Origin of the sequence: Nocardia sp. NPDC051321 (assembly GCF_044455225.1) — a bacterium.
GTDB lineage: Bacteria > Actinomycetota > Actinomycetes > Mycobacteriales > Mycobacteriaceae > Nocardia.
In genome coordinates this window covers 107,654-127,597 of record NZ_JBITEM010000017.1, presented here as the reverse complement: position 1 = coordinate 127,597, position 19,944 = coordinate 107,654, and the positions used below count along the sequence as shown (strand labels likewise).

The window sequence follows — 19,944 nt, the reverse complement described above, 5'->3', positions numbered from 1 at the left end:
GCTCAGCGTTCCTTTCGCCCCTCGGCGATCGCGTCGAGGCGTTCGCCGAGCGCGTTGACCTGATCGCGCAGGGCGATGAGGGTGTCGATCGGATACCCGACCGACGCCATCACCGACTCGATCATCTCGCGGGCTTGACGTTGCAGGGCGAGGCCCGCGTCGGTCGCGCGGAGCTCCACCGAGCGGCGGTCGTGGGCGCTGCGCACGCTTTCCACGAAGCCGTGCGACTGTAGCCGCTGGATCAGCGGCGAGACGGTGCCGTAGTCGAGGCGCAGTTGTTCGCCAAGCTCCTTCATCGTCATCCCGGGCCGTTCCCACAGCGCGAGCAGGGCGAGGTACTGGGGGTAGGTGATTTCCATCGTCTCGAGGAACGGCCGGTAGGCCGCGGTCATCGAGCGTGACGTGGAGTACAGGGCGAAACACAGCTGGTTCGCCAACGACAGCAGGTCGTGGTCGGAATCCCCGGGGGTTGCGGTGGTGCCCGGCGCTGCGGCCGGTTCGACACGCACCGCGGAACTGGGATGCGCTACTTCGGGCATTCAATCACCTTACGCCAGCGAGTTTGCCACGGTATGCGTGCTCTTACGGTCTCGGTCCGACGGTCCGAGGACGGGCGTCCGAATCGTTGCTGGCGCAAGCCCGGCGGTGGCGCCTCCGGAGCCGAGGCCTACCGATCGGAGCGCCATCGCAACCCACCACGCCCACGCACTTCATACCGGAGCATTTTCGCCGGTTCGTCTGCGACGGAGAGCGAGATGGTCCACTCGCGTACCGGGAACGGTCGGGTACACCGGAATCTGCGTAATCCGCTGAACCAAAGAGCAATTCAGATCGTGTCGGGTATGCGGGCACCTGCGGGTGCCGCCCTTCAGCTACCACATGCACACAGCAAGGCGAGGTCGATCACCGAGTGCGCGCTCGAAATACGGACAGCCGGAACCCGATTCGATCTTCCGGTACACCCTCTCGCTGCATCGATGCGGGACCTGCTGAGCCGCAGCGAATCTCGTTCAGACCCCGACGTGAACGTTGTGTAACCACAGTGCGTATATCTCGGCGAGAGGGCGACCTCGAGAAGGGGGACGCACGATGCGACACGGGGTGAGCGAACCTTGATCCACATCGCGATGGACATCGATTGCATGGATTGGCGTACCCGGATTCGTACGGCGATGCGCCGATCGCCGGGTAACGATATCGCGGAAGCGCTCGGGCAGCGCAGGCCCGATGTCGCGGTGGCCTGCTGCCGGGCACTGCGGGCCGGGCGCGCCATGGCACCGGTCGCCACGATACTGGTGATCGGCGCGAAGGATGTGCCGGACCTGGTGCGGATCGCCGGCTCGACGCACGGAATCGTGCGCGGGGACATCGACAGCGACGATGAGATCGTGCGCGCGATAGAGGCGGTGGCGCGTGGTGGCGGTTGGATCTCGCCCAACGTCGCACGGCACGTACTCGCGCTCGTCGAGACGTGCGATTCGCGTGACGCGGCCCCGCTGCTGCTCGAGACGCTCACCTCCCGCGAGCGCTACCTGGTGCTGGTTGTCAAGGACGGGGCTGTCGTCAAGGACACCCGCAAATGAAAGGAAACAAACCATGAACGAGACCCGTTATCTGGTCGTCGTGAATCACGAAGAGCAGTACTCGATTTGGGAAACCACGCGGCCGATACCCGCAGGCTGGCGGGCCATCGGTTTCGCCGGAACCGAGGACGAATGCCTCGACCACATCGATAGCATCTGGACCGATATGCGCCCGCTCAGCGTGCGTGAACGAATGGAAAGCGCATGACCGGTGCGAGACCCCTGATAGTCGGGATCGGCGGCACCACCCGGATCGGGTCGACTACCGACCGGGCGCTGCGGGCCGTCCTACTGGCCGCGGAACGAGCCGGGGCGCGCACGCTCACCTTCGACGGAGCGTATCTGGCTGGGCTGCCGCACTATCCGGTCGACCGGGCGGAGCGATCGGCCGCCGCGGTGCGGCTCACCACGGCCGTACGAGCCGCCGACGGCCTGGTACTGGCCTGCCCGAGCTACCACGGCGGGGTGTCGGCGCTGGTGAAGAACGCGCTGGACTATCTGGAGGATCTGCGGGCCGACGAATATCTGGACGGCAAAGCGATCGGTTGCGTGGTGACCGCGGCAGGCTGGCAGGCGGGCGGCACCACGCTCTGCGCGCTCCGGTCGATCGTGCATGCCCTGCGCGGTTGGCCCACCGCTTACGGCGCGACACTCAATACCACCGAGCCGACCTTCGACAACGGGGACCGCTGCCTCGATCCCACCATTGCGGCCCAACTGGAAACGGTGAGCCGCCAAGTGGTGGACTTCGCACTCGACCGTCGACGCTCGGCATCTCGCGCAGCCGAGTCGCGTGACTGGGCCGTCCGGTAACTGTCCGGGTTGCTGCGGCCGAACGCGCCGTACCGTGTTGCCCCGCGGCTGGACACTTCTGTGTATTAGATAGTGGTCGTGTCTCGGCGGGGCGACTCGGTCTCGGTGAGTCGTTCCAGGAGGAAGGTGATGATCTCGTCGCGGGCCGCGACGGTCGGCTCGCCCGCCGCGTCGACAAGATGCGCGGTGACCACACTGTGCGGGCAGCCGATGATCTGCGAGAAGAACGGCGGCGAATCGGAATTCGCGGCATCGGCGGGCAGCACCCGCGACTCGAAGCGCGGGCCGAGCGCCGCGGCATAGGCGGCGAAACGCTGCTCGGTACAGAAGCGGTCGCCCTCGAAACGATAGGCCCGCACCACGAGATCCTCGCGATCGAGCCGCTCGCGAACGGCCGCCAGCTCCCCGGGCGAGATCTCCAAACCACCGGGCTCGTCCAGCGGCAGCGACGGCTGGCACAGCACCGGCGCCAGCATCGCGGATTCGAGCATCATGGTGAGCGCGAAATTGCCGGTGAAGCACATACCCACCGCACCGACGCCCTGACCACCGCATTCGTTGTGGGCAAAGGCCGCAAGGGCACGCAGCCACACCGCAACCGGACTGGACGTGCCCGCGCCGAAGGCCCGGAATTCCGCACTGACACAGGCGCGTCTGAACACCTGCATGCCGGCCTCGGCCTCGGGATAGGCGCCGTCGCGGCCGAACAGTGCGGGCAGGTAGACCCGGAGCCCGCTATCGCGCACCCAGCGGGCGAAACGCGCCACATCGGGGCTGATGCCGGGCATTTCCGCCATCACGATGACCGCCGGTCCGGCGCCACTGACATAGACCGTGCGAGTGATTCCATCGAGCGTGATCGGCCGCGGCGTGAAATCGGCGAGGTCATCGTCGCGGGAGTCCTGCGGGAGAGTTTGCTGCACACCGAGATCCTGCCGCACCAGATCGGCCCTTCACCATTGGCGATGTCGCCACTGTTCGGTCTAATCTCGCCAGATGATTACGCACCTCGCGCTGGACGGTGTGCTCGAAGGCGCACTCGGCCTGGGCATCGATATCGTCGATACGGCCGCCGAGCTCGCCGGTGACCCGCCGGGCGGGGCGCTGCGCCAGCGCGTCGTATCCATCGACGGGTCATCGATCCGATCCGGTGGCGGGCGACTCATCGGTGTCGATACCGAAACCCCGTTCGCCTCAATCACATTCGGGACCGGCGACGTCTTGGTGATACCAGGCCCCGGCGCCGCCACCGAAGCGCGCGTCGAGGAACTGCTGACCCGACGCGAGACGGTGCTGGCCCTCGAAACCATCCGGCGGGCCGCCGATTCCGGCGCGACGGTGGCCGCCTCCTGCTCGGCCACCTTCGTGCTCGCCGCCACCGGACTCCTGTCGGGCCGCGCCGCCACCACCAACTGGTGGCTGGCTCCGCTGTTCGCCCGCCGCTTCCCCGATGTCGCGCTGCACGCCGATCGTATGGTCGTCGACAGCGGCGAAATACTGACCGCCGGTGCCGCTTTCGCGCACACCGACCTGCTGCTGCGGCTGGTCGCCCGCCTCGGCGGTGGCGCCCTCGCCGAGCAGGTGGCCCGCTATCTGGTGCTCGACGCACGCATGTCACAGTCGCGATACATGGTGCTCGAGCATCTACGCGCCACCGACCCGGCGCTGCGCACGGTCCAGCAGCACGTGCACGCCAACCTGAACCGGCAGCTCTCGATCGACGAATTAGCCAGGGCCGCAGCGGTTTCGCCGCGCACCCTGGCTCGGCGCATCCGCGACCGGCTCGGCGTGTCTCCTACCGAGTACGTGCATCGCCTGCGGGTCGGGCAGGCCGCGATCCTGCTCACCACCACCCGAGAACCCGTCGACGCCATCGCGGGCCAGGTTGGTTACGCCGATCCGGCCGCCTTCCGCCGCGTCTATCGTCGGTACACCGGTGAGACACCAACCGCCACCCGCACGCGCGCGGCCGAATCCGATATGGGCCGGACAGGCGCCAGCTAGCGTTGGGCGTTGCCTGCTTCCATCGCGTCCATGGTGTCGGCGGCACTCCGTTGGCCGTTCGCGTAGCCATCGAACGTGGTCGCCATCTGTTCTATGGCGGCGAGCAAGTTCTCGCGGGCCGCGAGGTAGCCCTTGTCGCCGTCGGCGAACTTTTTGCCGAAACTGTCATTGCCCCAAGGGGAGCCAGCGCCGCTCACCACGCCGCGCAGCGTGCCGAGCGTGCGCGAGATGCTGTCGTGGATCCCGTCGCTCTCCACTGCCGCTTTCCGCAGCTGGTTGGTGTCGACCTCGACGATGCCTGCCATTTGTCTACTCCCCGTTCGTCATCTAGCGGTTCAGCGTGAAGGGCACATCCACGTCCTCGCCGGTTCCCTCAGGTGAAACGTCGTCTTCGGCCTCATCGCCGAAGACCCACTCGCGGGCGTCCGGCGCCTCAGGTGCGTGGAAAACGCCGGGCAGCGGCTGCCAGTACGGGAGCCGTTTCGGGCGGGTCTTGGCCTTCATGTCCTTGCCCGCGCCCAGGAATGGATCTGGTTGAGCGGCGCGGTGATTATCCGGTGGGACAGGAGGATTCGTATTTCCGCGGGAGTGGGTAGAGCCGGTGTCGCGCGACGGTGCCTGCGAGGGCGGGTGAGTAATCGAGGCACCCGAGCCGGAGGCACCGGACGTGCTTGACCGATCACCAGTCGATCCGCTCGGCATCGAAGATCCAGGGAGCGAGCTGACCGAACGCGTCTCACCGCCGACGGACGAGCCGAGGGGCGACACGGGTGGCGCGGTCCCCTCGACCAGTGCCCCGCGCCCGGCGGGCGGCTGCCATCCGCCGTCGACCGAGGCCTCCCACGAGGTGGGTGGCACGAACCCATTGCGGCCCGAGGACCGGCCCGATCCCGTGGACCCCTCGTCACCGCTCGACCCGGGTACGGACGGCTGACCGCCGCCGCTCGATCCGCGTACCGACGGCTGACTGCCGCCGCTCGACCCATGCGCCGAGGAACGATCTCCGCCGAGCGACTCCTGCGCGGTGCGGTACGACTCCCGTGCGGTGTGGAACGACTGCCCTTGGCTGTCCAAAGTCCCGCGGCCGGTGTGGAACGACCGCCCATCGCTGTCGAGCGTCCCCCGACTACCGCCGTCGCTCCGACCCGACCCTGTGCTGCCGCCCGAGTTCACCGACGGCGGGCCCTGATGCGATCCCGAACCGTTGGTCACCACCGGAGCCGAATGCGAATTCTGCGATCCCCCACCACTTGTCATCACAGACGGCGCAGGTCCGGTCCCGTGCGACGAACCCCCACCGCTGCTCACGACCGAAGGCGCGGGCCCACTGCCATGCGACGAACTGCCACCACTCGAAACCACCGAAGGCGCAGGGCCAGTCCCCCGCGACGAACCCCCACCACCGGTCACGACCGAAGGCGCGGGCCCCCCGCCATGCGACGAACTGCCACCACTCGAAACCACTGATGGCGCAGGGCCAGTCCCCCGCGACGAACCCCCACCACCGGTCACGACGGACGGCGCAGGCCCCCTGCCATGCGACGAACCGCCATCACGCGAACCCACCGAAGGCGCAGACCCAGTCCTATGCGAACTGCTCTGCACACTTCGACCGCCCGAAACCCCCGACCCGCCAGAACCCGAACCGCCCCGGCCGCCACTGTTCCCGTTCAGCGACCGCATCTCGATCGAGGATCCGCCGGACGACCGAGTCGAACCGTCATGCACCGAGCTACCCCGGCTCGCCGCATTGGATGGCGGCGTCCGCGGCGAGCCCGGCTTGTGCATCCACAGCGGATACCGCACGTCGGATCGCGAGATCGACCTGGATTTCGCGAAAGCGCCGCGCGCACCGCCGACGAGCCCGCCGCGCGCGGCACCGCCGACCCAGCCCTGGGGTGTGGTGAACGACGACCAGTCCCCGGTCGCCACACCGACGGCGAGGTTTCCCGATGCCGAGCCGACCACGCCCGCCCCGGCGCCGATGAACGCGCCGCGCCCGGCGCGCCCCCACACATTGTTCAGCTGCCTACCGGCGAGCTTGTCGATCCCGTTGCCCAGGTACCGCGCGAACTCGCGCGACGGCAGCGCTGACGCGACCGACGCGAACACGGACACGCCGAATTCGTTGCCGTCGAAGTGCCGCCGCTTCCCGTCGGCCATCTGGCCGAGCTGCACCGCGGCGTTCAATCCTCCTGACGTGACGGCGGTTTCGGCGAATTTCACGCCGTAGACGCCCCAGCCCTTGGCGGTCGGCAGCACAAACCGTCCGCCGGCCAACGTCTTCCAGAAGTACCGCTTCTCGGCCGAAGCACCCAGCTTGCGCGCCAGGTTCTGAATCATCTTCTGCACCGTGTCCTCGAACACCCGCAGGAACGAGCGGGTGGTCGTGACCGCGGCGGCCTCCACAACGGGCGCGGTCGGCGGAAACATCCACGCCCACAGGATCTCTATCGCCAGCCAGACCAGCGAGATGACGATCGTGAGCTTGGTCGCCTGCAGCTGGGTGCCCAGGTCGAAGGTGGAGTCCGAGATCTGCTCCAGGTACTGCGCCAGCGATTCCAGCGATTGGTCGCCGCTGCGCAGCCCGTCGAACAGGTGGCCCATTTCCTCGGCGGCTTGACCCTGCGGATAGGCCCGCACGGTGCTCTGCTTGGCCGTGTCGATGTGCGCGAGCTGCGCTTTCAGCTCCTGGCTCGCGGTCTTCCATGCCGCGGCGATCGCCCACATCACGTCCTCGTCGCCGTCCGGCCAGGTCGATCCGGCGATCCAGCCGAGCCAGCGGAGCTCCTCGGGGAGGTCCATGCTCATGCGGCTTCCCCTTCGGCTCATCCCTCGCGATCGGCGACTCTCCTCGCGCGACGCGGAGGGGCCGATATCCACGATGACGCACGAAGAACCGTCTGCGCCACGCGAACCGGCCGTGGTCGCGACGAGTTCACTTACCGGTCACCGGCACATTGCTCAATGGACCGATACTGGTTGCAGCAGTTCGTGTTTCAACGCATCAGGGAGAGCGGCGTCACCGTGCCGCGGTGACGACCGCCGCCGTTGCCGCGGTGTCGCCGACGGTGATCCGGATACCGGTGGCGCAGTGCTTCACTTGAATGCCGTCCCTGGCGAAGCCCGCGCGCAGCCGGTCGAGTTCGGCGGGGGCACAGCCGGACAGGTAGACGAAGTTCGCGGCGCTGGTCGGCACCCGGTAGCCGAGCTCGCGCAGACCCGCGGTGAGTATGCCGCATTCGCGGGTGATCGTCTCGGTGCGCAGCGCCAGTTCCGCCTCGGCGGCATAGCAGGCGCGGACACCGGCCTCGGCCAGCGCGGTCATCCCGAAAGGCAGCTGCCAGCGGCGTATTCGCGCGATCACCGGCGCCGAGCCGAAGGCGTAACCGACGCGTAGCGCGGCGAGACCGTACGCCTTGGAGAACGTGCGCGTCACGACCAGGTTGGGGTGCCGCTCGACCAGCGCGGCGGTGTCGGCACGGTCACCGGGCGGCACGAAATCGATGTAGGCCTCGTCGAAGACGACGGTCACCGACGGGTCGGTGCGTTCGAGGAACCCGGCGAGCGCGTCGTGCCGCAGGCAGGTGCCGGTGGGATTGTGCGGACTGCACAACACGACCACCGCCGTGCCGGGGTCGATGGCCGCCGACATCGCCGCCAGATCCTGATGGCCGTCGTGCGTCAACGGCACTTCGACAACCCGGCCGCCCACCGTGTCGGTGAGCAGCGGGTAGCCGTCGAACGTCGGTACCGCCATCACCACGGCCGCGCCGGGCGTGACGAACTCCTGCAGGATATGCATGATCACGCCGGTCGCCCCGGCGCCGACCACGACACGGTCCGATGGGTAGCCGAGCCGCTCCGCGATCAGCCCGGGCAGTCTGCGCGGCAGGAATTCCGGATAGCGATTGGCCGCGACCAGCGCGTCCGCCAACGCCGCCCGCACCGAAGGCAGTGGGCCGTACGGGTTCTCATTGAGCGAAAGCTGGTGACCGAGTTGCGCGGGGTGCACAATCATCGGCTCCTCAGCGCCCGCCCCAGCGCACCGCGGCGGCCGCGGCGAAGTCACCGGCGTGGGCGAATCCGGCGAACATCACCAGCGATCCGGCGGGCACCCGGCCCGCCCGCACGGCGTGGTCGAAGGTGACGGGCATGCCCGCGGCGAACAGGTTTCCGCATTCGTCGAAGGTGTCGGGGTGCCGTTCGATCGGTAGCTGCAGGGCGTCGCGCCAGTTGCGCAGGAAGGCGCGGTTCGGCTGGTTGGTCACCAGCACGTCCAGGTCTTCCGATCGCACGCCGATGCGGGCGCACACGGCGTGCGCCGCCTCCGGGACGATGCGGTTACCACGGGCAAGAACTTTCGCGATCTTGGACTCGGTGAAGCCGACATGCATTTGGCCAGTGCCCGCCTCCCAATACTTGCGCGGCGGATCGGCGACCACCGTCATCTGCCCGGCGAACTCGGGGAGATGACGGGTCTCGATATCGAGAATCGGTGAGTCGCCGGATTTTACGAGCAGCCCGACGCCCGCGCCATCGCCGGGAACGGCGGCCTGCGGTTTACCGCGAACCTGGTCCTGGGTGAATATCTGGCCCGCGGCGTTCTGCACCGTCACGATTAGCGCGGAGCGCGCGTCGCTGCTCATCAGGATCTGCCGCGCCACCTTCATAGCGTGGATAAAGGCGGCGCATCCGCCGTTGTGCAGGTCGATCAGCCACTCAGGGGTGATCCCCAGCCGCTCGGCGATCTCCCCGCCGTTGCCGACGATAAAGGTCTCCGGCATCTGGGTGTGCACGATCAGAATGTCGACCTCGTCGAGCAATACGGTGCCGCGCCGCTCCACCATCGCGGCGATGGCCTGTTCGGCCATATCGGCGGGCGTTTCGCCGGGAGCGATGTGGCTGCGGAATGGTGGCGCCTTGAACATCGCGCTCGAGATAGCGTCGTCGGGTGAGGCGTAGCGGGCGAAATAGTCCGCGCTGACCCGATTCTTGGGCAGGTAGCTGGAAACGTCGACGAGGCTGACGGTGTCGGTCGCGGTGCTCATCAGCTCATCCACTCCGGCTTGATCGGCTGCCCGTTGGCGTGGCGGTGTTCGCAGATCGCCTTTACATTGCGCAGTTCCAGCAGATGGCCCGCGTAGAAGATATTCCAGAAATCGCCGACCCAGACCGGGCGCTCCGGCGGCGCGGTCTCCGGGTAGCCGTTCTCGTCGTAGAACGGATGGTGACAATTGGTCCACAGGACAACCGATCCCGGCTTGTTCAGCACCACCTGCGCGTCGGCGACCCGCATCATGTAGATCATCCAGAGGTGGTCGGGCTGATCCCAGGCGCAGTGGTAATCGACGGTGCGCGCGGCGGCATTGGCGACGGTCCGGGTGTAGATGCGGGTGTGATCGCCGATGCGATCGTCGGACACCCACAGGTCCGGCTTATCGGTCCGCTCGAAACCCCGCATGCTGTAGGTCCATTCGCACAGGCTCCTGGTGTCGGCGAGATAGTCGAACACCTCGTCCGGCGGCGCCGCGATGAACTCGTGCACGGTGCAGAACTGTCCATACACCTCGTCGTGCGGATACACCGCACGGGTCATCTCGAGAACCATCGGCATGGCCTGTTTCAGGCTCATGTTGTCGACCCGGTACACACCGGGAACGTCGATGTCCGGAGCTTCGATGGGCTCGGCCTCGAGCGAGGCCGGTGCGGTGTCGGTCATGCGGTGATCTCCTTCAGAAACGGCGCGAACGGTGGAATTTCGTCTGGGTCGCAGAGGATTTCGATGAATACGGGCCCCTTCGCGTCACGGGTCTCGTCGAGCGCGGCCTCGAATGCCGCGCGAGTGTCGGTGGAGTAGGCCGGAATACGCGGGAACATCGCCGCGACCGCGGCACCGATGCGTGCGGGGCCGAATCTGTTGTAGGTGTAATCGCCGGAGTAGTAGAGCTGTTCGCGGGTCACGCACATCGCGTGCGCGTTGTTGTTGAAGATCACGAAGGTCACCGGCACGTGCTGCTCGACGGCGGTGTGCACCTCGTGGCCGTGCATGAAATAGGCGCCGTCGCCGGCGATTACGAACGTCCTGCGCCGTCGGCCCAACGCGCTGCCGATGCCGGCACCGAACGCGTAGCCCATGCCGCCCATGCCGAGGGCGATGACGAAGCGGCTATCGGGCGGCACCGGAAGGTGATGCACGGCCGCCGCGCCCGTATTGCCAGCGTCGACAACCACATCCGTGCCCGGCGTGAGCCGCGCGTTGATCGCTTCGATCGCGTCGCGGTAGCGCACACCAGGACCGGAGGCCGCCGGAACGCGCAGTGCGGGAGACAGTATCGGCCGTAACGGCTCGTACCCAGGGCCCACCGGCGCTGCCGCCGAGGCCACCTCTACCAGCCTCGTCCGGAGCGGCCCGCGCAGCCAGGCGGCTACCCGCACGAACGCCGGTTCCGCGCCCACATGCAAGACCGTCGGGCAATTCGCCAGGGCCGCTTCGAGACCGGCGCGCGCCATCACCGGCATCTGGGTGCCTACCAACACGCACAAGGCGGCGTCGTCGAGGAGCTCGGCGACCCGGGGATGACCCATGCTGCCCGCGATCCCGGCGAACAGCGGGTGGTCGTTCGGGAAGGCGTCCTTGGCATCCGGTGTCACCGCCACCACCGCGCGCAGCGTCCGCGCCATGATCAGGAGTTCGGCCCTGGCATCGGCGCGCGCCACCTCGGGGCCCGCGACGATCACCGTCAGGCCGGTACCGGCCGCGGCGGCAACGAGTACGAGCGCCTCGTCCTGCGTGTCCGGCTGATCGCGAACAAAGCTCTGACCGAAGAGCAGACGGTCCCGGGTCGCGAAGCCCGCATCCGGCATCGGTTGAGACTGAATGTCTTTGGGCAGCAACAGCACCGCCGGTCCGCCTGCCATCGCGACTGCGATCGCCTGCTCGACGGCCGCAGTGACGTCCTCGGGCCGGGTGAGTTTCACACAGCACCGCGCCACCGATCCGAACAGCCGCTCCGCATCGATCCGCCCCGCGCCGCCGCCGGTGTCCTGAAACGCCCCGTGCCCCTCGAGCGCAAGCGGTGGCTGCCCGACCAGGGCCAGCACCGGAACTCGCGAATCGAACGATTCCCCCAGTGCCGCAATCAGATTCAGTGCACCGCCACCGGAGGTGGCGGCCACCACACCGAGCCGGTTGGTGGTGCGCGCGTAGCCGTCGGCCATGGTCGCGGCGCCGAATTCGTGCTTGGCGACGATGCCGGTGATCGGCGCCGTGCTGCGGTGTATCGCGTCGTAGAGGTCTTCGATATTCGCGCCGCCGACACCGAAAACGTGATCACTGTGTTCGGCGACCAGGTCAACAATGCGGTCAGCAACGGTTTTTCGGTACTCGACGGCCGTTTCGCTCGCCGTTTCCATAATAGATCGCGTGCGATTCATCGCCCACAATGTATCTGAGATAGCCGTCACACTACAATGTGATGTGCGTCATACCTGTTTGCAAATGGATTGCTGCACAACAACTTTGACCAAGCGACCAATTGTTGGTCCAGCGCCCAAAGCGACCGGGCGCCGATACACCACTGGCACAACCGAACCCGGCCCAACGAGATCGACCTCGCCGAGCCGGCGACAGCAGGTCGTGCTGGATCAGCCGATCACGGAGTTCATAATGGTGCCCGCGCTGGTCGCGACCGCGCCGCCCGCCATCGCGCTGGCGATCATCTTCGGCGATTGCAAACCGCCGCCGTTCCACTTTTCCCAAGCGAACCGGCCGCCACCGTAAGTAATGGCGGTGATACCCGACAGTTGGACCAGCCAGGTGAAGTAGCGGCCCATTTGCAGCAATTTATCCGCGAGGGGCGGCGCCTCCGGTGTCGGATTGCCGACCTCCGCAAGAACGGTGTCGTGTAGCGCGGCGAGAATCATGCTCACGTTCGTGCTCCTTTTCGAAGGCTGAGGTGGGTCCGGACACGAGCAATCGCGGTGTGTTCGCTAATGACTCGGCTATCGAAGAAATCGCGCCGCCGAAGAATTCGACGACACCGTCGGCACAACGGCGCTAGCTGTCGCTGCGGACTCGTGCCATGTCGTCTCCTGCTTTCCGCTCGTCGCCGGAAAAACTCGTGACCTGGGCAATTCAACCCCATCAAGATCAGGTATGCCCGCCGACACACCGGACAAACGGCCCAACCTACACCAGGACGACCGACCGGTTTGTTGTAGTGTCAAGGCAACCATGGCGGTGCGCGCGGAAAAGTTCGCCGAAACCGGATGGCCGTCCGAAAACCCTCCCCTATCCGGCTGAATCGCCGCGTGCCGGGCGTTCGCTGGAATATCCTTGGCGAGCAAGTTTCGCAGTAGAAGTCGCCAGCCGTGGGCGACTCGGCGGCCACGGACCCGACCCTTCCGAGCCGCCACAGGAGGGAATCACCATGTCGGACAGTCAAGCCCAGACCGCCGCCGCATTACCGACCAAGATCGATACAAGCGTCGCGCACGAAGCACGCGTTTACGATTATTGGCTAGGCGGCAGGGACAACTATCCGGCCGATCGGGCGCTCGGCGACGCCATCGCCACCCATATCCCCGCCATCCGCACCATGGCCCGCGCCAACCGCGCGTTCCTCGGCCGCGCGGTCGACTATCTGACCAGCCAGGCAGGCATCACCCAGTTCCTCGACATCGGCACCGGCATCCCCACCGCGGGCAACACCCACGAAGTGGCGCAGCGGCTCAATCCGGCGGCCCGCGTGGTCTATGTGGACAACGATCCCATCGTGCTCGCGCACGCACGCGCCCTCATGTCCAGCAAACCGCAGGGCAAGACCTCGTTCATCCACGCCGACCTGCACGACCCCACGGGCATCCTGCGCGACGACACCCTCACCGCCACCCTCGACCTCGACCAACCGGTCGCCATCATGCTGGTCGCGATCATGATGTATTTCCGCGACGAGGACGACCCGCACGGCATCATCAAGAACCTGCTCGACGTAGTCCCGTCCGGCAGCTACCTCGTGATCACCCACCCCACCGCCGACTTCGACGAACACGCCATGGCGCGCGTGGTCGTGTCCGCCGAACAGGCGGGTATCACCTTTCATCCACGCAGCCGCGGCGAAACCGAGGCGCTCTTCGCAGGCACCGAACTCATCGCGCCAGGCGTCGTCCCCGTGGTCACCTGGCACCCGTCCCCCGACGAGGACCCCGCCGACCCCGAATCCGCTTGGTACTGGGCGGGCATCGGCCGCAAACCCTGACCGATGCCGAGGTACCCGCCGCCCGAGGGGTGGCGGCGGGTCGAAAGCCGGTGTTAGTCAGCGACTTTCACGACGGCCTTGCCGAAGTTGCGGCCTTCCAGGAGACCGATGAAGGCTTCGGGGGCGTTGTCGAGGCCCTCGGTGATGTCCTCGAGGTAGTGGACGCGGCCGTCGGCTACCCAGTCGGACATGTCGCGCAGGAAGTCCGGGAAGAGTTCCTCGACGAACTCGGACTGGATGAAGCCGCGGATGGTCAGGCTCTTGATGAGGATGCGGCCGTAGAAGCTGGGGAGGCGGTCCGGGCCTTCGGAGCTACCAGCCGCGTTGTAGTTGGCGATGAGGCCGCACACGGGAACGCGGGCGTAGGTGTTGAGCAGCGGGTACACCGCATCGGCGACGGCGCCCGCGACGTTCTCGAAGTAGACGTCGATGCCGTCGGGCACCGCGGCCTTCAGCTGCTCGGCGAAGTCGGGGGCGCGGTGGTCGAGTGCGACGTCGAAGCCGAACTCGTCGAGCAGGGCGGCGCACTTCTTCGGCCCGCCCGCGATGCCGACCGCGCGGGCGCCCTTGATCTTGGCGATCTGCCCGACCGCCGAACCGACGGGTCCGGTGGCGGCGGCGACCACGACGGTCTCCCCGGCCTTCGGCTGGCCGATCTTCAACAGGCCGGAGTACGCGGTGAACCCGGGCATACCGAGCACGCCGAGCGCCGTCGAAACCGGCACCTTCTCGGGATCGAGCTTGCGCAGGCTCGAAGCGGACGCGACATCATGCGACTGCCAGCCCGAATGGGCCAGCACCACATCACCTTTCGCGAATCCTGAGTCGCGGGACTCGACCACCTCGGCGACCGTTGCGCCGACCATCACGGCGCCGACCTCCACCGGCTTCGCGTACGACTTCGCGGCACTCATCCGCCCACGCATATACGGATCGAGGGACAGATACAACGTCCGCAACTGCACCTGCCCCTCTTCCAGGGGCGGCAACTCAGCCGTTTCGGTGCGGAAGTTCGCCGCGGTGGGCGCACCTTCCGGGCGGGCAGCAAGCACGATTCTCGTCGTCTCGACCATGGATCCGAGCTTAGCCCTGAGATCATCGGCCCCCGGCCGGAAGTCAGTACCCCGGGTGATCGAAAGAATGGTCGCCCCGCCGGCTGATCCGGCACTACTCCTGCGCGCCGACAACCTCGTGACCAGCGACAACTAACGGCGATAACGGTAGGTCCGATAGGCCAAGTGTCGGATGCCACGACAGTAGCTTTTGCGCGTCGAACGAAAGGAGCGCCGAAATCGGTAAGAAAATGTGCGGCGCGCGGCGTGCGAGTTTGCTCACTCCGGCATCCGCTGACCTCGCGGCCGATCGGCACCTGGCCGCACCCTGATAGGGCTCCGCTCTGTCTCGTCTACGACCACCTGCATAGGGAGTTTCTCTTGGCACGCCTACCTCGCACCCGCGTCGCACTGACGATGACCACCGCCGCGATGGCGGTCCTGCTGACCGCGGGGACCGCACAAGCCCGTCCGATCGGCCCGTTCGATGTCGGCGGGGCGATCGAGGTCGAGTACGACCAGGCCGGCGGGGGCGGCGTCTTCGGCGACCCGGTCAACCCGGAATCCGATGCGGGTCGCGGCGGCAAGTACCAGGCCTTCGAGCGCAACGCCTCCATTTACTGGCACCCGGCCACCGGGGCCAACCAGATCGGCGGCGCGATCCGCGACAAATGGGGCAACCTCGGCTTCGAGAACGGGCTGCTCGGCTACCCCGTGACGCGGGAAGAGTCGACACCCTCGAAACCCGGTCGCTACAACCACTTCCAGGGTGGCTCGGTCTACTGGTCCGTCGGCACCGCCGCGCATCAGATCGGCGGCGCGATCCGCGACAAGTGGGGCTCCTACGGCTGGGAGAACAGCCCCCTCGGCTTCCCGATCACCGACGAGGCCACCGCCAAGAACAACGGCCGCTACAACCTCTTCGACGGCGGTGCCATCTACTGGTCCGGCGCCACCGGCGCGCACGTCATCTGGGGCGCGATCCGCACGACCTGGGAGGCCAGAGCGGGCGTCAACGGCGGCTACGGCTACCCGACCAGCGACGAGTACGACTACCAGAACGGCAAAGCACAGGACTTCCAGGGCGGCCGCATCACCTGGCAACCCTGACCTGCGCGAGCGCTGGTCGGGCTCGCATGCCATCATCGCCTACCAACGCTCCGCCCTGTCTCGTCACCGAATAACGCCTGACTGAGGAGTTCTCTTGGCCCGCCTTCGTACCCACCGCCCGTCCGGCCGCGCCGCGCTGGCCACGGCCACCGTCGCGCTCGCGATGCTGCTGACCGCGGGCACCGCGCAAGCCCGTCCGGTCGGCCCGTTCGAGGTCGACGGCGCGATCGAGGCCGAATACGACGCGGCGGGCGGCGGTGGCGTCCTCGGCGACCCGACCTCGCCCGAGTCCGACGCCGCCAACGGCGGCAAGTTCCAGACCTTCGACCGCAATGCCGCGATCTACTGGCACCCCGACACCGGCGCGCACGAGCTCGGCGGCCCGATCCTGGACAAGTGGCGCGGGCTCGGCGCGGAGACCGGCGGCCTGCGCTATCCCGTGACCAGCGAAACGTCCACCCCGGTCAAGGCAGGCCGGTTCAGCCACTTCCAGGGCGGCTCGATCTACTGGTCGGTGGGCACCTCGGCGCATCAGGTGGGCGGCGTCATCCGCGACAAGTGGTATGCCCTCGGCGCGGAGAACAGCCCCCTCGGCTTCCCGGTCACCGACGAGGCCCCCGCCAAGAACAGCGGACGCTACAACCTCTTCAACGACGGCGCGATCTACTGGTCCAAAGCCACTGGCGCACACGCGGTGTGGGGCGCCATCCGGACCAGCTGGGAAGCGCGAGCGGGCGCCGACGGCGTCTACGGCTACCCCACCGGCGACGAATACGACTACGAGAACGGTAAGGCCCAGGACTTCCAGGGCGGCCGAATCACCTGGCGCCCCTGACGAATTCGACCACGCTCAGGCGGGCTGGCCCATCTCGCTCGGGAACTCGGGCCTGCCGTCGCCTGCGGGCAGGGTTGGGTAGGCGGCGCGCAGGCGTTGGTGTGCGGCGGGGGTCGCGTCGAGGTGGTCCAGGCCGAGCAGCGCGGCCCCGAGAACCGGTGGGGCGACGACTATTCGGGGTTCGGCGAGGGGCGCGGCGGCGGCGAGCCGGGTCTTCACGTTGTCGATCAGCAGGGGTTGGCGGGCCGCGAGGACGCCGCCGCCGAGGATGACCGGGGTGGGCTGATCCAGCAGGTCCAGCTTGCGCAGCACGACGAACGCGAGGCGGGTGATCTCGTCGGCTTGGCGATCGATCAGGCGCAGCGCGGTCGGGTCGCCCGCCTCCGCGGTGGTGAACAGGACGCGGACCAGTTCGTGCAGCCGGTGCTCGGCCAGCTGACCGAGGTGCATCGCCTCGGCGACCGCATTGGCACCGGCCAGCCCGAAATACGCACCGATGGCGGCGGACAGCGCGGTCGGCTCGCCACGACCGTCCTCGGCACGCGCGGCATGCCACATGGCCTCGGCCGCCATGCCGCCACCGCCGCCCCAGTCACCGGTCAGTACGCCGAGGGCGGGGAACCGGGCGGTGCGGCCGTCCGGCAGCAGACCGACACAGTTGATCCCGGCGCCGCAGACCACCGCGACGCCGCGCGGACCGTCGGTGCCCGCGCGGAGCAGGCCGAAGGTGTCGTTGACGACGCCGACGGTCAGTCCCCACGGCCGCGCCGCCATTGCCGCATGGATCCGCTGTTCCTCGATGGGCAGATCGACATTGGCCATACAGGCGCTGACCCGAGTGGTGAGCACCCCGCCGCGGGTGAGACCCGCCTGCCTGGCCACCGCCTCGACCAGCGGGCTCAGCCCCTCGATCGCCTTGCGCGCGCCGGTCTTGTGCGGCTGGTAACCGCCGCCTCGCGCGGCGCCGAGGATGGATCCGTCGCGCGCGACCAGGGCAACATCGGTCTTGCTGTTGCCGGCATCGATGGCGAGCACGCCCGGAACCTGTTCATTCTGTGGGAGTTTCATCAGACGCTTCCCCCGCCAGCAGTTAACGGTGTTTGTCGGCATGATCACGCCCAATCCAGGTAGGCGCGGTTGTGGGCGATCAGCCGGTCGGTCAGCTGCTCGGCCAGTTCGTTCTGGCCGACCAGCGGGTGTGCGAGTAGAGCGTCGAAGACCCGGCCGCGGCCGCCTTCGAGCGCGGCCCGCAATGCGAGTTGCTCATAGGCGGTGACGTGGGCGATCAGGCCCGCGTGTAGGGGTTCGACCGGGTGTTGCGGAAGTGGGCGCACCCCTGCGGCGTCCACCTCCGCTGGCACTTCGATCACGGCGTCGTCGGGCAGGAACGGCAAGGTGCCGTTGTTGCGGGTGTTGACCACTTGGACGCTGGCACCGGTACCGAGCAGCGCGGCTAGCAGATGGACCGCGGCCTCCGAATAGAAAGCGCCGCCGCGTGTTCCGAGCAATTCCGGTTTGGTATCCAGGGCAGGGTCGGCGTACATCGCCAGCAGCTGCCGCTCGATGGCCGCGACTTCGGCGGCGCGGGAACCCTTGGTCGTGAGCTCCTCGACCACCACGTCGTGCTGATAGAAGTAGCGCAGGTAGTACGACGGGACCACGCCGAGGTGCTGGATCAGCGAAAGCGGTAGCCGCACATCTGCGGCGATCTCGGCGCCGAAGTCGGCGAGGAGCTTGGGTAACGCCTCGTGCCCGGTGCCCGCGCCCGGGTGGTCGAGCACGGTGACCCCGCGCACCCAGGTGAGGTGATTGAGGCCGACGTGGTCCAGCCGGATCAGTTCCGGCTCGATACCCAAGTGCGCGGCGAACTTTCGCTGGAAACCGATGGCGACGTTGCACAGGCCGACGGCCTTGTGTCCCGCGGCTTGCAGTGCGCGGGTGACGATGCCGACCGGGTTGGTGAAGTCGATGATCCAGGCGTCCGGGCTGGCCCGGCGCACCTGCTCGGCGATGTCGAGCACCACCGGAACCGTGCGCAGTGCCTTCGCCAGCCCGCCCGCTCCGGTCGTTTCCTGTCCGACGCAACCACATTCGAGCGGCCAGGTCTCGTCCTCGTTTCGCGCGGCCTGCCCGCCGATCCGCAGCTGGAGCAGCACGGCGTCGGCGTCGGCGACCCCGTCCGCGACCGAGGTAGTCGCGGTCACCCGCGCCCCGTGCCCCTGTTTGGCCAAAATCCGGCGAGCCAGCCCCGCGATCAGCTCCAGCCGATCCGCGGCCGGATCTACGAGTACCACCTCATCGATCGCCAAAGTGTCACGGAGCCGGGCGAATCCGTCGATCAACTCCGGCGTATACGTGGAACCACCACCGACTATGGCTATTTTGAGTGCGCGCATCAGCCTTTGACCCCTGTCAGTGTCACGCCTTCGATGAAGGCTTTCTGTGCGAAGAAGAACAGGATGATCACCGGCGCCATCACCAGCAGGGTGGCGGCCATGGTGAGATTCCAGTTGGTGTGGTGGGCGCTCTTGAACGACTCCAGGCCATAGCTGAGGGTCCAGGCGCCGGGGTTCTCGCTGGCATAGATCTGCGGCCCGAAATAGTCGTTCCAGCAATAGAAGAACTGGAACAGTGCCACCGCCGCGATGGCAGGCTTGGCCATCGGCAGCACGATCCGCAGCAGGATGCGCAGTTCGCCGCAGCCGTCGATGCGGGCGGCCTCGAGGTAATCGTTGGGGATGGTCAGCAGGAACTGCCGGAGCAGGAAGATGGAGAAGGCGTCGCCGAAGGCCAGCGGGATGATCAGCGGCCACAGCGAGCCGGTGAGGTGAAACTGCTTGGCCCAGATCAGATACATCGGGATAACAGTCACCTGCGGCGGCAGCATCATCATCGAAACGACGGCCATCAGCGCCAGATTGCGGCCGCGGAAGCGAAACTTGGCCAGTGCGTAGGCCACCGGGATGCTGGACAGCAGGGTCAGCGCGGTGCCCGCCACGGCGTACACCAGCGTGTTACGCCACCAGGTGAGGAACCCTGGTGTGTCCCAAACCTTTACATAGTTGCCCCAGTGCCATTCGGCGGGCCAGAGGTCGGCGGTGAGCGCCTGCCGGTCCGACATCACCGAGGTGAAGAAGACGAAGACGAACGGCATCAGGAACAGCACCGCGGCCGCGATCGCGAGCGAGTGCGTCGCCACCCAGTTCAGCGTGTTCTTCCGGCGCGCACCCTTGGCCTCGGTAGTCGGCACGGTGACCGGAACCGGCCGCGTCGTCGTCATGGTCATC

At 67.4% G+C, this 19,944-nt stretch carries 20 protein-coding genes; 7 read left to right on the top strand and 13 right to left on the bottom strand.

All coding sequences use genetic code 11. The features are described from left to right. Window positions 1-2: 2 nt before the first annotated feature. Window positions 3-392, bottom strand: coding sequence for a MarR family winged helix-turn-helix transcriptional regulator (locus ACIA8C_RS35325; RefSeq protein WP_397142584.1), 390 nt, complete (start codon window positions 390-392; stop codon window positions 3-5). 750 nt (window positions 393-1,142) lie between these two features. Between ACIA8C_RS35325 and ACIA8C_RS35320 the strand changes: the two genes are divergently transcribed. Genes ACIA8C_RS35320 through ACIA8C_RS35310 form a run of 3 tightly spaced genes read left to right on the top strand, consistent with a single transcriptional unit; the run spans window position 1,143 to window position 2,396 of the window. Then, the gene (locus ACIA8C_RS35320; RefSeq protein WP_397142381.1) at window positions 1,143-1,583 is read left to right on the top strand and encodes a hypothetical protein; all 441 of its coding nucleotides are present in this window, start codon (window positions 1,143-1,145) and stop codon (window positions 1,581-1,583) included. A gap of 13 nt (window positions 1,584-1,596) precedes the next feature. Continuing rightward, window positions 1,597-1,791: an MbtH family protein gene (locus tag ACIA8C_RS35315; protein WP_397142380.1), complete on the top strand. Its 195-nt coding sequence runs from the start codon at window positions 1,597-1,599 to the stop codon at window positions 1,789-1,791. After that, entirely contained in the window at window positions 1,788-2,396 is a 609-nt protein-coding gene (locus tag ACIA8C_RS35310) for an NADPH-dependent FMN reductase (RefSeq protein WP_397142378.1), read from the top strand. Before ACIA8C_RS35315 ends, ACIA8C_RS35310 begins: the two co-directional genes overlap by 4 nt. Before the next feature lie 65 nt (window positions 2,397-2,461). Here ACIA8C_RS35310 and ACIA8C_RS35305 read toward each other — a convergent pair whose 3' ends face one another. Beyond that, a complete protein-coding gene (locus ACIA8C_RS35305) occupies window positions 2,462-3,319 on the bottom strand; it encodes a dienelactone hydrolase family protein (RefSeq protein ID WP_397142376.1) in 858 nt (285 codons plus the stop codon). A 73-nt stretch (window positions 3,320-3,392) separates the two neighbouring features. Between ACIA8C_RS35305 and ACIA8C_RS35300 the strand changes: the two genes are divergently transcribed. Beyond that, a complete protein-coding gene (locus tag ACIA8C_RS35300) occupies window positions 3,393-4,400 on the top strand; it encodes a GlxA family transcriptional regulator (RefSeq protein ID WP_397142374.1) in 1,008 nt (335 codons plus the stop codon). Here the strand turns inward: ACIA8C_RS35300 and ACIA8C_RS35295 are convergent. The 7 genes from ACIA8C_RS35295 to ACIA8C_RS35265 form a co-directional block, all read right to left on the bottom strand. Continuing rightward, complete coding sequence (locus ACIA8C_RS35295) at window positions 4,397-4,705, bottom strand: hypothetical protein (protein WP_397142372.1); 309 nt, start codon at window positions 4,703-4,705, stop codon at window positions 4,397-4,399. The genes ACIA8C_RS35300 and ACIA8C_RS35295 overlap by 4 nt on opposite strands. Before the next feature lie 22 nt (window positions 4,706-4,727). Next, the gene (locus tag ACIA8C_RS35290; protein ID WP_397142370.1) at window positions 4,728-7,211 is read right to left on the bottom strand and encodes a hypothetical protein; all 2,484 of its coding nucleotides are present in this window, start codon (window positions 7,209-7,211) and stop codon (window positions 4,728-4,730) included. A 211-nt stretch (window positions 7,212-7,422) separates the two neighbouring features. Then, window positions 7,423-8,421, bottom strand: a complete 999-nt coding sequence (locus ACIA8C_RS35285; protein WP_397142368.1) for a pyridoxal phosphate-dependent aminotransferase — start codon at window positions 8,419-8,421, stop codon at window positions 7,423-7,425. A 7-nt stretch (window positions 8,422-8,428) separates the two neighbouring features. Next, entirely contained in the window at window positions 8,429-9,451 is a 1,023-nt protein-coding gene (locus ACIA8C_RS35280; RefSeq protein ID WP_397142366.1) for a 3-oxoacyl-ACP synthase III family protein, read from the bottom strand. After that, the gene (locus tag ACIA8C_RS35275; protein ID WP_397142364.1) at window positions 9,451-10,122 is read right to left on the bottom strand and encodes an SRPBCC family protein; all 672 of its coding nucleotides are present in this window, start codon (window positions 10,120-10,122) and stop codon (window positions 9,451-9,453) included. Before ACIA8C_RS35275 ends, ACIA8C_RS35280 begins: the two co-directional genes overlap by 1 nt. Beyond that, on the bottom strand, window positions 10,119-11,816 hold the full coding sequence (locus tag ACIA8C_RS35270; protein ID WP_397142582.1) for a thiamine pyrophosphate-binding protein: 1,698 nt from the start codon (window positions 11,814-11,816) through the stop codon (window positions 10,119-10,121). The genes ACIA8C_RS35275 and ACIA8C_RS35270 overlap by 4 nt, the downstream gene beginning before the upstream one ends. Window positions 11,817-12,047: 231 nt before the next feature. Further along, complete coding sequence (locus tag ACIA8C_RS35265; RefSeq protein ID WP_364736101.1) at window positions 12,048-12,326, bottom strand: hypothetical protein; 279 nt, start codon at window positions 12,324-12,326, stop codon at window positions 12,048-12,050. Window positions 12,327-12,832: 506 nt separating this feature from the next. Between ACIA8C_RS35265 and ACIA8C_RS35260 the strand changes: the two genes are divergently transcribed. Next, window positions 12,833-13,660 carry an SAM-dependent methyltransferase gene (locus tag ACIA8C_RS35260; protein WP_397142362.1) on the top strand — a complete coding sequence of 276 codons (828 nt, stop codon included), beginning with the start codon at window positions 12,833-12,835 and terminating at the stop codon, window positions 13,658-13,660. 53 nt (window positions 13,661-13,713) lie between these two features. Here ACIA8C_RS35260 and ACIA8C_RS35255 read toward each other — a convergent pair whose 3' ends face one another. Continuing rightward, window positions 13,714-14,733: an NADP-dependent oxidoreductase gene (locus ACIA8C_RS35255; RefSeq protein ID WP_397142360.1), complete on the bottom strand. Its 1,020-nt coding sequence runs from the start codon at window positions 14,731-14,733 to the stop codon at window positions 13,714-13,716. A 360-nt stretch (window positions 14,734-15,093) separates the two neighbouring features. Between ACIA8C_RS35255 and ACIA8C_RS35250 the strand changes: the two genes are divergently transcribed. Together ACIA8C_RS35250 and ACIA8C_RS35245 are read left to right on the top strand one after the other, a co-directional pair. After that, window positions 15,094-15,822 carry an LGFP repeat-containing protein gene (locus ACIA8C_RS35250; RefSeq protein ID WP_397142358.1) on the top strand — a complete coding sequence of 243 codons (729 nt, stop codon included), beginning with the start codon at window positions 15,094-15,096 and terminating at the stop codon, window positions 15,820-15,822. Window positions 15,823-15,916: 94 nt separating this feature from the next. Continuing rightward, a complete protein-coding gene (locus ACIA8C_RS35245) occupies window positions 15,917-16,657 on the top strand; it encodes an LGFP repeat-containing protein (protein WP_397142356.1) in 741 nt (246 codons plus the stop codon). 15 nt (window positions 16,658-16,672) lie between these two features. On the opposite strand, the gene ACIA8C_RS35240 is transcribed toward ACIA8C_RS35245, so the two are convergent. From ACIA8C_RS35240 to ACIA8C_RS35230, 3 genes are read right to left on the bottom strand one after another with little or no spacing between them, the layout of a single operon-like run. Further along, entirely contained in the window at window positions 16,673-17,725 is a 1,053-nt protein-coding gene (locus tag ACIA8C_RS35240; RefSeq protein ID WP_397142354.1) for an N-acetylglucosamine kinase, read from the bottom strand. A 44-nt stretch (window positions 17,726-17,769) separates the two neighbouring features. Continuing rightward, window positions 17,770-19,053, bottom strand: a complete 1,284-nt coding sequence (locus ACIA8C_RS35235) for a 6-phospho-beta-glucosidase (RefSeq protein WP_397142352.1) — start codon at window positions 19,051-19,053, stop codon at window positions 17,770-17,772. Then, complete coding sequence (locus tag ACIA8C_RS35230; RefSeq protein ID WP_397142351.1) at window positions 19,053-19,943, bottom strand: carbohydrate ABC transporter permease; 891 nt, start codon at window positions 19,941-19,943, stop codon at window positions 19,053-19,055. Before ACIA8C_RS35230 ends, ACIA8C_RS35235 begins: the two co-directional genes overlap by 1 nt. Window position 19,944: the final 1 nt, after the last annotated feature.

Excerpts from the sequence above, each read along its gene's own strand:
- ACIA8C_RS35295 (WP_397142372.1), bottom strand. The coding sequence starts at position 4,705 with ATGGCAGGCATCGTCGAGGTCGACACCAACCAGCTGCGGAAAGCGGCA.
- ACIA8C_RS35235 (WP_397142352.1), bottom strand. The coding sequence starts at position 19,053 with ATGCGCGCACTCAAAATAGCCATAGTCGGTGGTGGTTCCACGTATACG.
- ACIA8C_RS35315 (WP_397142380.1), top strand. The coding sequence starts at position 1,597 with ATGAACGAGACCCGTTATCTGGTCGTCGTGAATCACGAAGAGCAGTAC.
- ACIA8C_RS35310 (WP_397142378.1), top strand. The coding sequence starts at position 1,788 with ATGACCGGTGCGAGACCCCTGATAGTCGGGATCGGCGGCACCACCCGG.
- ACIA8C_RS35255 (WP_397142360.1), bottom strand. The coding sequence starts at position 14,733 with ATGGTCGAGACGACGAGAATCGTGCTTGCTGCCCGCCCGGAAGGTGCG.
- ACIA8C_RS35285 (WP_397142368.1), bottom strand. The coding sequence starts at position 8,421 with ATGATTGTGCACCCCGCGCAACTCGGTCACCAGCTTTCGCTCAATGAG.
- ACIA8C_RS35290 (WP_397142370.1), bottom strand. The coding sequence starts at position 7,211 with ATGAGCATGGACCTCCCCGAGGAGCTCCGCTGGCTCGGCTGGATCGCC.
- ACIA8C_RS35240 (WP_397142354.1), bottom strand. The coding sequence starts at position 17,725 with ATGAAACTCCCACAGAATGAACAGGTTCCGGGCGTGCTCGCCATCGAT.
- ACIA8C_RS35275 (WP_397142364.1), bottom strand. The coding sequence starts at position 10,122 with ATGACCGACACCGCACCGGCCTCGCTCGAGGCCGAGCCCATCGAAGCT.
- ACIA8C_RS35325 (WP_397142584.1), bottom strand. The coding sequence starts at position 392 with ATGACCGCGGCCTACCGGCCGTTCCTCGAGACGATGGAAATCACCTAC.
- ACIA8C_RS35265 (WP_364736101.1), bottom strand. The coding sequence starts at position 12,326 with ATGATTCTCGCCGCGCTACACGACACCGTTCTTGCGGAGGTCGGCAAT.
- ACIA8C_RS35230 (WP_397142351.1), bottom strand. The coding sequence starts at position 19,943 with ATGACCATGACGACGACGCGGCCGGTTCCGGTCACCGTGCCGACTACC.
- ACIA8C_RS35280 (WP_397142366.1), bottom strand. The coding sequence starts at position 9,451 with ATGAGCACCGCGACCGACACCGTCAGCCTCGTCGACGTTTCCAGCTAC.
- ACIA8C_RS35270 (WP_397142582.1), bottom strand. The coding sequence starts at position 11,816 with ATGGAAACGGCGAGCGAAACGGCCGTCGAGTACCGAAAAACCGTTGCT.
- ACIA8C_RS35260 (WP_397142362.1), top strand. The coding sequence starts at position 12,833 with ATGTCGGACAGTCAAGCCCAGACCGCCGCCGCATTACCGACCAAGATC.
- ACIA8C_RS35300 (WP_397142374.1), top strand. The coding sequence starts at position 3,393 with ATGATTACGCACCTCGCGCTGGACGGTGTGCTCGAAGGCGCACTCGGC.
- ACIA8C_RS35320 (WP_397142381.1), top strand. The coding sequence starts at position 1,143 with ATGGATTGGCGTACCCGGATTCGTACGGCGATGCGCCGATCGCCGGGT.